The sequence below is a fragment of the Brevundimonas sp. genome (assembly GCF_036402095.1).
Taxonomy (GTDB): domain Bacteria; phylum Pseudomonadota; class Alphaproteobacteria; order Caulobacterales; family Caulobacteraceae; genus Brevundimonas.
Map to the genome: position 1 here is coordinate 1 of NZ_DASWTO010000022.1, position 13,031 is coordinate 13,031.

Annotated in this window: 14 protein-coding genes; 9 read left to right on the forward strand and 5 right to left on the reverse strand. The window is 69.2% G+C overall.

Going from position 1 to position 13,031, the window contains the following annotated elements; translation table 11 throughout:
• The coding region (locus VGD32_RS01615; RefSeq protein ID WP_331030156.1) for an RlmE family RNA methyltransferase at positions 1 to 324 on the reverse strand (324 nt) is incomplete at its 3' end.
• A 66-nt stretch (positions 325 to 390) separates the two neighbouring features.
• On the opposite strand from VGD32_RS01615, the gene VGD32_RS01620 reads away from it, so the two are divergent.
• A complete protein-coding gene (locus tag VGD32_RS01620; protein ID WP_331030157.1) occupies positions 391 to 855 on the forward strand; it encodes a peptidylprolyl isomerase in 465 nt (154 codons plus the stop codon).
• Positions 856 to 955: 100 nt separating this feature from the next.
• On the opposite strand, the gene rnd is transcribed toward VGD32_RS01620, so the two are convergent.
• Positions 956 to 2,104: a ribonuclease D gene (rnd, locus tag VGD32_RS01625; RefSeq protein WP_331030158.1), complete on the reverse strand. Its 1,149-nt coding sequence runs from the start codon at positions 2,102 to 2,104 to the stop codon at positions 956 to 958.
• A gap of 80 nt (positions 2,105 to 2,184) precedes the next feature.
• Here rnd and purM point away from each other — a divergent pair, with 80 nt between their 5' ends.
• Entirely contained in the window at positions 2,185 to 3,222 is a 1,038-nt protein-coding gene (gene purM, locus VGD32_RS01630) for a phosphoribosylformylglycinamidine cyclo-ligase (protein WP_331030159.1), read from the forward strand.
• On the opposite strand, the gene VGD32_RS01635 is transcribed toward purM, so the two are convergent.
• The gene (locus VGD32_RS01635) at positions 3,219 to 3,683 is read right to left on the reverse strand and encodes a hypothetical protein (RefSeq protein WP_331030160.1); all 465 of its coding nucleotides are present in this window, start codon (positions 3,681 to 3,683) and stop codon (positions 3,219 to 3,221) included. The genes purM and VGD32_RS01635 overlap by 4 nt on opposite strands.
• A 57-nt stretch (positions 3,684 to 3,740) precedes the next feature.
• Here VGD32_RS01635 and VGD32_RS01640 point away from each other — a divergent pair, with 57 nt between their 5' ends.
• From VGD32_RS01640 to VGD32_RS01660, 5 genes are all read left to right on the forward strand, one after another.
• Positions 3,741 to 5,180 (forward strand): M28 family metallopeptidase, encoded by a 1,440-nt coding sequence (locus VGD32_RS01640; protein ID WP_331030161.1) that lies wholly within the window; start codon positions 3,741 to 3,743, stop codon positions 5,178 to 5,180.
• Positions 5,177 to 5,767, forward strand: a complete 591-nt coding sequence (gene purN, locus VGD32_RS01645; protein ID WP_331030162.1) for a phosphoribosylglycinamide formyltransferase — start codon at positions 5,177 to 5,179, stop codon at positions 5,765 to 5,767. Before VGD32_RS01640 ends, purN begins: the two co-directional genes overlap by 4 nt.
• A 75-nt stretch (positions 5,768 to 5,842) precedes the next feature.
• Positions 5,843 to 7,906, forward strand: coding sequence for a M13 family metallopeptidase (locus VGD32_RS01650; protein ID WP_331030163.1), 2,064 nt, complete (start codon positions 5,843 to 5,845; stop codon positions 7,904 to 7,906).
• A 143-nt stretch (positions 7,907 to 8,049) separates the two neighbouring features.
• Positions 8,050 to 8,328: a helix-turn-helix transcriptional regulator gene (locus VGD32_RS01655; RefSeq protein WP_331030164.1), complete on the forward strand. Its 279-nt coding sequence runs from the start codon at positions 8,050 to 8,052 to the stop codon at positions 8,326 to 8,328.
• Positions 8,318 to 9,997 (forward strand): SulP family inorganic anion transporter, encoded by a 1,680-nt coding sequence (locus tag VGD32_RS01660; RefSeq protein WP_331030165.1) that lies wholly within the window; start codon positions 8,318 to 8,320, stop codon positions 9,995 to 9,997. Before VGD32_RS01655 ends, VGD32_RS01660 begins: the two co-directional genes overlap by 11 nt.
• Positions 9,998 to 10,054: 57 nt before the next feature.
• Here the strand turns inward: VGD32_RS01660 and ndk are convergent, their stop codons facing one another.
• Positions 10,055 to 10,474 carry a nucleoside-diphosphate kinase gene (ndk, locus tag VGD32_RS01665; protein WP_331030166.1) on the reverse strand — a complete coding sequence of 140 codons (420 nt, stop codon included), beginning with the start codon at positions 10,472 to 10,474 and terminating at the stop codon, positions 10,055 to 10,057.
• Between the two features lie 155 nt (positions 10,475 to 10,629).
• Here ndk and VGD32_RS01670 point away from each other — a divergent pair, with 155 nt between their 5' ends.
• Both VGD32_RS01670 and VGD32_RS01675 read left to right on the forward strand, forming a co-directional pair.
• Entirely contained in the window at positions 10,630 to 12,516 is a 1,887-nt protein-coding gene (locus VGD32_RS01670) for an ABC-F family ATP-binding cassette domain-containing protein (protein ID WP_331030167.1), read from the forward strand.
• Complete coding sequence (locus VGD32_RS01675; protein WP_331030168.1) at positions 12,513 to 12,767, forward strand: DUF2164 domain-containing protein; 255 nt, start codon at positions 12,513 to 12,515, stop codon at positions 12,765 to 12,767. The genes VGD32_RS01670 and VGD32_RS01675 overlap by 4 nt, the downstream gene beginning before the upstream one ends.
• Positions 12,768 to 12,770: 3 nt before the next feature.
• Here VGD32_RS01675 and VGD32_RS01680 read toward each other — a convergent pair.
• The coding region (locus VGD32_RS01680; protein WP_331030169.1) for an I78 family peptidase inhibitor at positions 12,771 to 13,031 on the reverse strand (261 nt) is incomplete at its 5' end.

Consider the following 13,031-nt stretch of genomic DNA (forward strand, 5'->3'; position numbering starts at 1 on the left):
CACGGAGGTCGCGCCACGCTTCAGCGCCACCTGGATCCAGCCGCCGGGGGCGGCGCCGAGATCGATGACGCGGCTGCCCTGCCGGATCAGGTGGAAGCGGTCGTCGATCTCAAGCAGCTTGAAGGCCGCGCGGCTGCGCCAGCCCTCGGCGCGGGCGCGCTCGGACCATTTGTCGGACAGCTGGCGCTTGATCCACTGCTGGCTGGACATCGACTTGGTGTCCGCCGTCTTCATCTTCGTGCCCATGCCGCGGCCAGCCGCGGTCCCGCCGGAGGGCGGGCGGACCATGCGGCGGCGTTCAGCGGGCTTTTCGTCGTCGCTCATGCCTCTCCCATAGCCCCGACCGCGTTCACGGGCTATGACCCCGCGACATTTCAAAGGAGCGCGCCGATGGCCGACGAAACCCTGACCTTCACTCTCGACACCGGCGACGGCGAAGCCCGCGACGTGGTCATAAAGCTGCGCCCCGACCTCGCCCCCGGCCACGTGGCCCGCATCACCGAGCTGGCGAAAGAGGGCTTCTACGACGGCGTGGTCTTCCACCGCGTCATCCCCGGCTTCATGGCCCAGGGCGGCGATCCGACCGGCACCGGCACCTCGGGCTCGAGCAAGCCCAACCTGAAGGCCGAATTCTCGGCCGAGCCGCACGTGCGCGGCGTCTGCTCGATGGCCCGGACCTCGGATCCCAACAGCGCCAACAGCCAGTTCTTCATCTGCCTGGACGACGCCACCTTCCTCGACCGCCAGTACACGGTGTGGGGCGAGGTCATCGAGGGCATGGACAACGTCGACGCCCTGCCCAAGGGCGAGCCGCCCCGGTCGCCGGGCAAGATCGTCAAGGCGACGGTGGGCTGAAACCAGGCAGTAGGCAGTAGGGGTTAGGCAGTAGTCGATCCATGTCGGCGGCGGCCTTCCTACTGCCTACTGCCTACTGCCTACTGCCTACTGCCTCCCCCTACTCGATCTCGACGACCTCGACCCGGGCTCCGTTCAGCACCAGGGCGATCTCGCCACGCTTGAGCTTCAGGGCGTCCTCGCCGAACAGCTGGCGGCGCCAGCCGTGGAGGGCGTCGACCTCCGCATCGTCGCTGAGGGCGATCTTCTCGAGATCGGCGACATTGGCGATGAGCTTGGTGGCGACGCCGGCGTTGTCGCTCTTGGCCTTGAGCAGCACCTTGAGCAATTCGACCACAGAGGGCGGCGCCGGCTGGTTGTGGGCGGGCCGCTCCAGCCTGGGGGCGTGGGCCTCCGGATCGGCCAGCACCCGCTTCAGCTCGGCGGTGAGCTCGAGGCCGAGGCGCGAGGCGCCGAAGCCCTTGGGCACCGAGCGGAGACGGTTGAAGGCGTCGGCGTCCGTCGGACCCTGGGCGGCGATCTCGTCGATGGCCTCGTCCTTGAGGATGCGACCGCGCGGCTGGTCGCGCTCCTGCGCCGCCCGCTCGCGCCACACGGCCGTGGCCACGAACGCGGCCAGGTATTTCGCGGAGTACTTCTTGGGCTTCAGCCGCTTCCACGCCTTTTCCGGGTCGGTGTCGTAAAGGGCCGGATCGGTCAAATCCTCCATCTCGGCCATGACCCAGTCGAGCCGCCCGTCCTTCTGCAGACGGTCGCGGAGCTTCGGATAGAGGGCCGCGAGGTGGGTCACGTCGCCGAGGGCGTAGATCAGCTGGGCGTCCGAGAGCGGACGGCGTGCCCAGTCGGTGAAGCGGCTGCCCTTGTCGACCTCCTGACGCAGCATCTGGCGGACCAACGCCTCGTACGAGACCTGGTCGCCGAAGCCGGCCGCCATCGCCGCCACCTGGGTGTCGAACATCGGCTTCGGCATGGCGCCCAGCTTGACGAATATCTCCACGTCCTGGCGGGCCGCGTGGAAGACCTTCAGGATCGACTGATCACGCATCAGGTCGAGGAAGGGCGACAGGTCCAGGCCTTCAGCCATCGGATCGATGATGGCGGCGTCCGTGGCCGAAGCCGCCTGGATCAGGCACAGCCGCGGCCAGTAGGTCGTCTCCCGCATGAACTCGGTATCGACCGTGATGAAGGGGGCGGTGGCCAGACGTGCGCAGAACTCGCGCAGTGCGTCGGTGGTGGTGATCGGCGTCATTCGGATGCTATAGCCCCGCGCGATGCGGTTGTGGCAAGAGCCGCCGCACAAATCCGCCCACTGATTCAGGCCCGTGACCGATGAGCGACACCCCCGAGAGCCTGCGTAACGGCCTGACATACGCTGATGCGGGGGTGGATATCGACGCCGGCGAGATGCTGGTCGACGCCATCAAGCCGCTGGCGAAATCGACCCGCCGCCCCGGGGCCGAGGCCTCGCTTGGGGGATTCGGGGCCCTGTTCGACCTGAAGGCCGCCGGCTTCGAGGATCCGCTGATCGTGGCCACGACGGACGGGGTCGGCACCAAGCTGAAGATCGCCATCGAGACCGGCCGGCATGACGGGGTCGGCATCGACCTGGTGGCCATGTGCGTCAACGACCTGCTGGCCCAGGGCGCCGAGCCCCTGCTGTTCCTCGACTACTACGCCACCGGCAAGCTGGAGATCGATGCGGCGAAGCGGGTCGTGGCCGGGATCGCCGAGGGCTGCCGGCAGGCCGGCTGCGCCCTCGTCGGTGGCGAGACGGCCGAAATGCCGGGCATGTATTCCGGCGGCGACTACGACCTGGCGGGCTTCTCGCTGGGCGCCGTCGAACGCGGACACGCCCTGCCCTACCTCGACCGTCAGGCCGCCGGCGACGTCATCATCGGCCTCGCCTCCTCAGGCCCCCACTCCAACGGCTACTCGCTGATCCGCAAGGTCGTCGAGAAGTCCGGCCTGTCATGGGGCGACGACGCGCCGTTCGCCCGCGACCGGACGCTGGCCCAGGCGCTGATGGAGCCGACCCGGATCTATGTGAAGCCTGTGCTGCCGCTGATGAAGGCCGGGCTGGTCAAGGGCGCCGCCCACATCACCGGCGGAGGCCTGATCGAGAACCCGCCGCGCTGCATCGCCGAGGGCCTGCACGCAGTGTTCGACTGGGACGCCCTGCCCGTGCCGCAGGTGTTCCAGTGGCTCGGCGAGACGGGCGGCATCTCCGATCACGAGATGCGCCGGACCTTCAACTGCGGGGTTGGATTTATCCTCGTCGTGGCGCCGGAAAACGCCGAGCCCGTGCTCGAGGCCCTGCTGAACGACGGCGAGGTGGCCTTCGTCTGCGGTCAGCTCGCCGCGGACTAGAGGCCCTCGGCCTCGAGGCTGGAGTAGCTGGCGCGGATGATGGTGGCGCGGCCGGGGTTCTGGTGAACCGAGACGGTGACGCCGCCCCGGGTCCAGACCGGCCAGTCCTCCGGCTCGTCAGGACTGGCGGCGAATCCGGCGTTCTGCAGCGGTCCGGCGATCGCATCCCGCGCCTGCTGGAAGGCGGCCGACCGGGCCTGGACCACGCACACCCGACGAAGATCGCCGTCCTCCACGCTGCCCGAGGTGGTCAGCTGCACCAGAAAGACGTCGTTCCGGCTGCGGAAGTCCCCCTGTCCGTCCTCCACCAGGCCGTTGAGCCCGTTGCGGACGATCACCGCCTGATCAGCCACCCCGTCGGCGACATACGGCAGGCAGACATCCATCACGATGTCATGGGTGACCTGGCCGGCGGTCTGCGGAACGGCGGCCAGATAGGCGGCGAAGAACAGGGCGTGCATGGGAACCTCCGGAGCCGCACTGTCCCGGACACCGGCCGCGAGCGCAAGCCGGACGCATTGACCGTCGTCCTTCACCCCGGCAAGGTCCGCGCCTTCCACACCATGAGGTCGCCGATGCGCGCGCTGTCGATCGCCCTGGCCGGGCTGATGCTGGTTTCGGCTTCCGCCGCGGCCCAGACCCCCGTTCCCTCGGAACACGCCCTACTGCATCAGGTCGCGGGCGAGGTCCGTCCGGAGCGGATGCGCGCCGACATCGAGGCCCTCGTCGGCTTCGGCACCCGGCACACCCTGTCCGACACCCAGTCGGACACGCGCGGGATCGGCGCCGCGCGGCGCTGGGCCCAGCGCCAGTTCGAGGCGATCGGCCGCGAATGTGGCGGCTGCCTGACCGTGGTCACACCCTCGGACACGGTCACCGGCGCGCGCGTGCCGACGCCGACCGAGGTGGTCGACATCGTCGCCATCCAGCGCGGCACGGGCGATCCGAACCGCGTCATCATCATTTCCGGCCACATCGACTCGCGCGTCACCGACGTGATGAATTTCACCGACGACGCACCGGGCGCCAACGACGACGCCTCGGGCGTGGCGGCCGTGCTGGAGGCCGCGCGTGTGCTGTCGAAGCACCGGTTCGACGCGACCCTGGTCTATGCGGCGCTGTCGGGTGAGGAACAGGGCCTCCTCGGCGGCAAGATCCTGGCCGACTACGCCCAGGCCCAGGGCTGGCGCGTGGAGGCCAATCTGAACAACGACATCGTCGGCAACTCCGAGGGGCAGTCCGGCGTGCGCGACACCACCCGGGTGCGGGTCTTCTCGGAAGGCACCAAGACGGTCGAGACCGAGGCCCAGGAAGAGCGCCGGCGCTACAACGGCGGCGAGGTCGATTCCTCGTCGCGCAACCTGGCCCGGTTCGTCGACGCCATGGCCGACCGCTACCTGACGAATTTCGACGTCGAGATGATCTACCGCACGGACCGCTACGGCCGCGGCGGCGACCAGGTCGAGATGCTGCGCCACGGCTTTCCCGCCGTCCGCATCAGCGAAGGGGCCGAGAACTACGACCGCCAGCACCAGGACCTGCGGGTCGAAAACGGCGTCCACTACGGCGACACCATCGACGGGGTGGACTTCGACTACCTCGGACAGGTGGCGCGGCTGAACATCGTCTCGATGGCCGCGCTGGCCAATGCGCCCGCCACCCCGCTGGGCGTCACCATCGAGGGCGCGGTCAAGCCCGACACGACGGTGAAGTGGCAGGCGGTCCCGGGCGCCGCCGGCTACCGCGTCTGGTGGCGGCCGACCACGTCGCCGCAATGGACCCACAGCCGCTGGGCCGGCTCGGCGACGGAGATCACCCTGCCGGGCGTGGTCATCGACGACTATTTCTTCGGCGTCTCGGCGGTTTCGGATGACGGCTACGAAAGCCCGGTGGTCTTCCCCGGCCCGGCCGGATCGTTCGTCTCCGTCGGCGATCCGGCGCCCCGTCCCGCGCAATGACCGATCGAGTCCGGGTCGCGGTCCTGATCTCCGGGGCCGGGTCCAACATGGCGGCGCTGATCGACGCCGCGTGCGCGGAGGGCTGCCCGTTCGAAGTCGTGCTGGTCCTGTCGAACCGCCCGGACGCCGGCGGTCTGGCCGTCGCGCGGGCCAAGGGGATCGAGACGGTCGCGGTCGATCATCGCCCCTTCGGCAAGGACCGCGAAGCGCACGAGCGGGCCGTTCAGGCTGTGCTGGATTCGCGGAACGTCGAGGTCGTGGCGCTCGCCGGCTACATGCGCCTGCTGAGTCCGTTTCTGGTGCGCCGGTGGACCGGGCGGATGCTGAACATCCACCCGAGCCTGCTGCCGAAATATCCGGGGCTGGACACCCACGCCAGGGCTCTGTCGGCGGGAGACCTCGAGGCCGGCTGTTCGGTGCATCTGGTCACGGAGGGCGTGGACGAGGGGCCGGTGCTGGGCCAGGCGAAGGTCCCGGTGGTGGCCGACGACACCCCGGCGTCGCTCGCGCAGCGGGTGCTGGCGGCAGAACACCAGCTGTATCCCGCCGTGCTCACGGACTTCTGCCGCCAGATGAGAAGTTTGTAATCTGAAGAGTTTCGCCACGACAGAACCCCGCCCTTGAGTCAGGTTGCCGGCCACGTCTCAATCGGGGTCTCTTCAATGCTCAAGCTTCGTCTCATGGCCTGCGCGGCCACGGCCGTCCTGTCGCTCGCCGCCACCGCCGCGCTCGCCCAGAACACGCCGCCGATCGTGGAGATTCCCTCCACGACCCAGCCGGCGATCGGCGAATTCGGCTTCGACATGACCGGTATGGACACCTCGGTCCGTCCGGGGAACGACTTCAACCGTTTTGCCAACGGGCGGTGGAGCGACATCACGCCGATCCCGGCGGACCGCACCTCGTTCGGCGCCTTCCACGTGCTGCACGACCGGTCGCAGGAGAACCTCAAGACGCTGATCGAGGAGAGCGCCGCCAACCCCTCCACCAGCGAGGACGCCGGCCGCATCGGCGCCTTCTACAACAGCTTCATGGACGAGGCGACGGTCGAACGCCTCGGCGCCGGGCCGCTGCAGGCCGATCTGGCCGAGGTCCGCGCCGCCGACACCCGCGAGGAGATCGCAGCGCTGATGGGCCGGACCCAGAGCGGCTTCGGCTCGTCGATCTTCGGCGTGCAGATCTTCGAGGACCTGCAGGACGCCCGCAAGACCAGCGCCTATGTCGTGCAGGGCGGCATCGGCCTGCCGGACCGCGACTACTACCTGGAAGACAGCTTCTCGGCCCAGAAGACGGCCTATCAGGCCTATGTCGCCAAAGCGCTGGAACTGGCGGGCTGGCCCGACCACGAGCAGGCGGCGGCGGACATCGTCGCCTTCGAGACCCGCCTCGCCGAACAGCACTGGACCGCGGTTCAGAACCGCCAGATCGACAAGATCTACAATCCGACCACCGTGGCCGACCTGGCGACCAGCGCCCCCGGCTTCGACTGGGCGGCCTGGGCCGAAGGCGCGGGCATCGGTCACGTCCCGGTGCTGATCGCCGCCAACAACACCGCCTTCCCGGGCATGGCCCGGGTGTTCGCCGAGACCCCGGTCGCCACCCTGCAGTCGTGGCAGGCCTTTCATGTGGTCAATCAGGCCTCGCCCTATCTGTCGCAGGCCTTTGTCGACAATCAGTTCAACTTCTACGGCAAGACCTTGGGCGGTCAGCCCGAGAACCAGCCGCGCTGGAAGCGGGGCGTGACCACCGTCGACGGTTCGCTGGGTGAAGTTCTGGGCCGCGAATACGTCGCCCGCCATTTCCCGGCCGAGTCCAAGGCCCAGATGGAGGAACTGGTCGCCAACCTGCGCGCCGCCATGACGGCGCGGATCGAGGGCCTCGACTGGATGAGCCCCGAGACCAAGCAGCAGGCGCTCTACAAGATGAGCCGCTTCGGGGTGAAGATCGGCTATCCCGACGAGTGGCGCGAGTACGACGGCCTGCGTCTTGAGCCCGGCGACCTCTACGGCAACGTGGAGCGGTCGGCGGCTTTCGAATGGGCCTTCAACGTCGCCAAGCTGGGCAAGCCGGTCAATCCGCTGGAATGGGGCATGACCCCGCAGACGGTGAACGCCTACTACAACCCGGTCCGCAACGAGATCGTCTTCCCGGCCGCCATCCTGCAGGCGCCGTTCTTCGACCCGAACGCCGATCCGGCTGTGAACTACGGCGGCATCGGCGCGGTGATCGGCCACGAGATCACCCACGGCTTCGACGACCAGGGTCGCAAGACCGACGGCGACGGCGCCCTGCGCGACTGGTGGACGGCCGAGGACGCCGCCAAGTTCGAGGAGCGCGCCCGGGTGCTGGGGGCCCAGTATTCCGCCCTCGCCCCGCTGGAAGGCGTCAACGTCAACGGCGACCTGACCATGGGGGAGAACATCGCCGATCTCGGCGGCCTGCTGCTGGCGCTCGACGCCTACCGCATGTCGCTGAACGGCCAACCGGCCCCGGTCATCAATGGCCTGACCGGCGACCAGCGCGTGTTCCTCGGGTGGGCGCAGGTGTGGCGCACCAAGATCCGCGACGAGGCCCTGCGCCAGCAGGTCACCGTCGACCCGCACGCGCCGGGCCAGTACCGCGCCAGCGCCACGGTGCGGAACATCGACGCCTGGTACGAGGCGTTCGGCGTCCAGCCGGGCGACGAGCAGTACCTCGCCCCTGAGGCCCGCGCCCGCATCTGGTAGCGGCCGCGCCGCCACACAAAACGACGGCCCCGGCGAGCGATCGCCGGGGCCGTCTGCGTATCCGGCTCGGTGGCCGGGCGGATGGTTGCAAGGGTCTTGATGTTCTGAACGACTCGACTGATATGTCAGATACCACAACAGGCATGCTGATGATCACAGGCCCACAGCTCCGCGCCGCGCGCGCCCTGCTCGGCATCGACCAGCGCGAGCTCGCCCGGCTGGCCGGACTGTCGCCCCAGACGGTGCAGCGGATGGAGGCCTGCCCCGGATCGGTCCGGGCGGTTGTCGACAGCCTCGAGAAGGTGGTGACCGCCCTGGCCGACGCCGGGGTCGAGATGATCGCCGAGGGCGCGCCGAGTCAGGGAGCCGGGCGCGGCGTCCGGCTGATCGAACGGCGGGCGGCCGCGCGCGATGGGCTCTGACTGGAAGCTGTTCCTGCCCAAGACCGTCACGGTCCTGAGACAGGGCTACGGCATCGGCGACCTTCGCGCCGACGGGATCGCCGGACTGACCGTCGCCGTCGTGGCGCTGCCCCTCGCCATGGCCCTGGCGATCGCCTCGGGCGCCACGCCGGAAGCGGGACTGGTGACCGCTGTCGTGGCCGGGTTCCTGATCTCCGCGCTCGGCGGCAGCCGTTTCCAGATCGGCGGACCGACCGGGGCCTTTGTGGTCATCGTCTACGGCGTCATCAGCAAGCACGGCTACGACGGTCTGCTGATGGCGACGCTGATGGCGGGCGCCATACTTGTCGTCGCTGGCCTCGCCCGCGTCGGAAACCTGATCAAATACATCCCCGACCCGGTGACCACCGGCTTCACCAGCGGCATCGCCGTGGTCATCCTCGCCAGCCAGATCCCCGACCTTCTGGGACTGACCGCGGCGGGGGTTCCGGCCGAGTTTGTCCCCAAGATGCAGGCGCTCTGGGCCGCGCGCGCCACCCTGAGCCTTCCGGCGGCGGGCCTCTCCCTGGCCTGCGTCGCCGCCATCCTCGTGATGCGCCGCCATGCGCCGCGCCTGCCGGGCTTCCTGATCGTTACCGCGGTCGCCGCCGTGGTCGTCGCCGCGCTGGGGCTGCCGGTCGAGACCATCGGCTCGCGCTTCGGCGAGATGAACGCCCGGATTCCCGTGCCCGACCTGTCGTTCTGGACCTGGAGCAAGGCGGCTGACGTCCTGCCGAGCGCTCTCGCCATCGCCCTGCTGGCCGGGGTCGAATCGCTGCTCTCGGCCGTGGTCGCCGACCAGATGACCGGCCGGCGGCATCGCTCGAACATCGAGCTGACGGCCCAAGGCCTCGCCAACATCGCCTCGGCGGCCGTCGGCGGCCTGCCCGCGACCGGCGCCATCGCCCGGACCGCGACCAATATCCGCTCGGGCGCGCGCAGTCCTGTCGCCGGCATGCTGCACGCCGTCTTCCTGCTGGTCTTCATGCTGGCGCTGGCGCGGGTGATGGTGTTCGTGCCGATGGGCGCGCTGGCGGCCATCCTGGTGGTGGTGGCGATGAACATGGCCGAGACCCACCGCTTCCGCCTCATCCTGCGCACCTCGCGCGGCGACCGGGCCGTTCTGCTGGCCACCTTCGGCCTGACAGTGCTGGTCGACCTGACCGTGGCCATCGGCGTGGGCATGGCGCTGGCCACCTTCGTCTTCATGCACCGGATGTCGGAACTGGCGACGCTTGAGGGCCGCGCGCCGCTGATCGAGGGGGACCGGCCGGACAACGGCGAGGGTCGCTACGCGCCCAACCAGGGCCTGCCGGACGACGTCGGCGTGCTGACCTTCCGGGGGCCGCTGTTCTTCGGCAGCGCGAGTCTGATCAAGGATGCGCTCGACCGGATCGGGGCGCGCCGCCGCACCTATGTCCTGCGGCTGGAGGAGGTCCCGATGCTGGACCCGACGGGGGCTCTCGCCTTCGCCGACCTGCTGGCCCGGATGCAGGGCGATGGCGCGGAGGTCATCGTCGTCGGCGCCGACCACGCGGTCCTCAAGTCATTGATGCAGGCGACGCCGCGGGATCGCCTGAAGCGGGTCCATTTCGTCAAGACCTTCGCCACCGCCCGCAAGCGGCTCGAGACGCGCGCGGCGGCCGCATAGCGAAACGGCCGGCCCCCAGGGGAGCCGGCCGTGCAGGCGATCGTCCTTAAGGTCGGATCAGCCGACGATCTGGTCGTCTGTGAAGAACTGCTCGATCTCGATCTTCGCGTTCTCGAGGCTGTCCGAGCCGTGCACCGAGTTCTCGCCGATCGACAGGGCGAACTGCTTGCGGATGGTGCCTTCGGCGGCCTGTTCCGGGTTGGTGGCGCCCATGACTTCGCGGTAGCGGGCCACGGCGTTTTCGCCCTCCAGCACCTGCACGACGACCGGCTCGGCGGTCATCTGCCCGACCAGCTCGCCATAGAACGGACGCTCGGCGTGGACTTCGTAGAATTTCTTCGCCTGGGCCTCGGTCAGCTTGACGCGGCGCTGGGCGACGATGCGCAGGCCGGCGGCCTCGATCACGGCGTTGATGGCGCCGGTCAGGTTGCGGCGCGTGGCGTCGGGCTTGATGATCGAGAACGTGCGTTCGGTCATGGGAGTGACTTCTTGTTGGGAGATTGAGGGTGGCGGGCTTATAGACGCGCCCTCCCCGGTTTCCAACCAGAGGATTTCTCCCCTGTCGCTCGGCGCCCGGCGCCTCGCTGCCTGAGGGGAGGAATCCCCTGCATTCAGACGTTTGCCCTCGCCTCATGCTCCAGATCACCGACCTGACCTTCAGCGCCTGGGGCCGCAAATTCCTCGAGGACGCCTCTGTTTCCCTGCCGCCCGGCTCCAAGGTCGGGCTGGTCGGGCGCAACGGAATCGGCAAGTCGACCCTGTTCAAGCTGATCCTCGGCGAACTCGCGGCCGGCGGCGACGAGATCAGCCTGCCGAAGACCGCGCGCGTCGCCTCGGTCGACCAGGAACACCCGGCCACGCCGGTCAGCGTGCTGGAGACCATCCTCGAGGCCGACGTCGAACGGCATGACCTCCTGACCCGGCTGGAAACCGCCGAGCCCGAGGAGAGGGGGGAGATCTGGACGCGGCTGATCGAGATCGACGCCGACGCCGCGCCGGCGCGGGCGGCGGAAATTCTCGTCGGCCTCGGCTTCGATCAGGAGAACCAGCAGCGGCCGATGTCGGAGTTCTCGGGCGGCTGGCGCATGCGGGTCGCCCTCGCCGCCGCGCTGTTCGCCGAGCCTGACATGCTGCTGCTCGACGAGCCGACCAACTACCTCGACCTCGAAGGCGCCCTGTGGCTCGAGGCGCGGCTGAAGAAGTATCCGCATACCGCCCTGATCATCTCGCACGACCGGGAGATGCTGAACGAGGTCTGCACCCACATCCTGCACCTCGCGAACCGGACGCTGACGCTCTACACGGGCAACTACGACCAGTTCGAAAAGGCCCGGGCCGAAAAGGCGCGGCTGCAGCTGTCGGCCAAGGCCAAGCAGGACGCCGAGCGGGCCCACCTGCAGGCCTTCGTCGACCGCTTCAAGGCCAAGGCGTCCAAGGCCGCCCAGGCCCAGTCCCGGATGAAGCGTCTGGCCAAGATGGAGCCGGTGGCGACGACCATCGAGGAGCGGGTCGCCCCCTTCATCCTGCCCTCCCCGCCGCGTCCGCTGGCCCCGCCGCTGATCCGGCTGGAAGGCGCCAACGTCGGCTATGAACCGGGCAAGCCGATCCTGCGCAATCTGAACCTGCGCATGGATCTGGACGACCGCATTGGTCTGCTGGGCGTCAACGGCGCCGGCAAGTCGACCTTCGCCAAGATGATCGCCGGGGCGCTGGACGTGTCGCAGGGAGAACTGCACCGCGACCGCAAGATGCGGGTGGGCTGGTTCCACCAGCATCAGATCGAGGCCATGGATCCGACCGACACGCCGCTCGAGATCATCCGCCGCGCGATGCCCGAGGCCTCGGAGAGCAGCCGGCGCTCAAGGCTGGCGCAATGGGGACTGGGCTACGAGAAGCAGGAAACCACGGTCGCCAGCCTGTCGGGCGGCGAGCGGGCGCGGCTTCTGCTCAACCAGGTGGCGATGGATGCGCCGCACATCCTGATCCTCGACGAACCCACCAACCACCTCGACATCGACAGCCGCCGGGCCCTGCTGGACGCGCTGAACGAATATTCGGGCGCGGTGATCCTGATCACCCACGACCGTTCGCTGATGGAGCTGGTCGCCGACCGGCTGTGGCTCGCGGCCGACGGCACGGTGAAGCCCTGGGACGGCGACATGGACGACTACGCCAAATTCGTCCTCGACCGGGCCAAGGCCGCTGCGGTCAAGCCAAGCCAGATCAAACAGGAGGCCGCGGCCGCTCCGGCCGCCGCGGCGCCCGCCGGGAAGAAGAACGACAAGAAGTCCGGCCCCTCGCCCTCAACCCTGCGCCATGCGGTGAGGAAGGCGGAGGAACGGATGGCCGCGCTCACCGCCGAGGTGGCGCGCATCGACGATGACCTGGCCAACGCCGCCGTCAGCAATCCCAAGGCTCTGGAAGGACTGACGCGGGCGCGGGCGAAGACGCAGGCGGATCTGGAGGCGGCGGAAGCCGCATGGATGCAGGCCGAGGAGGCCTTGGCGGAGGTCGCATGAGCAAGCCGGTCGAACTGTCTCGCGAAGCCCGGCAGGCGGCCGCTGAGGGCCTGCGCAGGATTTTGGCCGAGGAGCTGGATGTCGAGGTCGGCGGCTTGCAGGCCGGGATGGTGCTGGACCGGCTCCTGCTTGATCTGGGACCGGTGATCTATAATCGCGCCCTGACCGACGCCCGCGCCGTCATCGCCGCCAAGGCGGAGGACATGGATGAGGCGCTGTACGGCCTGCAGCGCCAGACCGACCTGCGCTGAGGATCAGCCGCAGCTGAGGCGCACGACCGTCTGACGGTCGGGGTCGATCTCGATATTGAGCCGGTTCGGCCGCAAATCCTGGGTGACCGGCTGCCCGGTCTCGAATATCCGCCACACGGCCCCCGCGGGCGGGGTCGGCAGGTCTGAGCGCGCCCGCCCGAGCCAGTCCTGACGGTCCGCGGCGCCGCAGTCGTCGGCCGGCGCCGGCGTCGCGGGCTCGCCGGGCGCGGCGGGCGGAGTCGGGGCGGGTCCGGCCGGGACGGC

Coding starts and splice junctions, on each gene's coding strand:
- VGD32_RS01620 (WP_331030157.1), top strand. CDS start 391: ATGGCCGACGAAACCCTGACCTTCACTCTCGACACCGGCGACGGCGAA.
- rnd (WP_331030158.1), bottom strand. CDS start 2,104: ATGACGCCGATCACCACCACCGACGCACTGCGCGAGTTCTGCGCACGT.
- purM (WP_331030159.1), top strand. CDS start 2,185: ATGAGCGACACCCCCGAGAGCCTGCGTAACGGCCTGACATACGCTGAT.
- VGD32_RS01635 (WP_331030160.1), bottom strand. CDS start 3,683: ATGCACGCCCTGTTCTTCGCCGCCTATCTGGCCGCCGTTCCGCAGACC.
- purN (WP_331030162.1), top strand. CDS start 5,177: ATGACCGATCGAGTCCGGGTCGCGGTCCTGATCTCCGGGGCCGGGTCC.
- VGD32_RS01650 (WP_331030163.1), top strand. CDS start 5,843: ATGCTCAAGCTTCGTCTCATGGCCTGCGCGGCCACGGCCGTCCTGTCG.
- VGD32_RS01655 (WP_331030164.1), top strand. CDS start 8,050: ATGCTGATGATCACAGGCCCACAGCTCCGCGCCGCGCGCGCCCTGCTC.
- VGD32_RS01660 (WP_331030165.1), top strand. CDS start 8,318: ATGGGCTCTGACTGGAAGCTGTTCCTGCCCAAGACCGTCACGGTCCTG.
- ndk (WP_331030166.1), bottom strand. CDS start 10,474: ATGACCGAACGCACGTTCTCGATCATCAAGCCCGACGCCACGCGCCGC.
- VGD32_RS01670 (WP_331030167.1), top strand. CDS start 10,630: ATGCTCCAGATCACCGACCTGACCTTCAGCGCCTGGGGCCGCAAATTC.
- VGD32_RS01675 (WP_331030168.1), top strand. CDS start 12,513: ATGAGCAAGCCGGTCGAACTGTCTCGCGAAGCCCGGCAGGCGGCCGCT.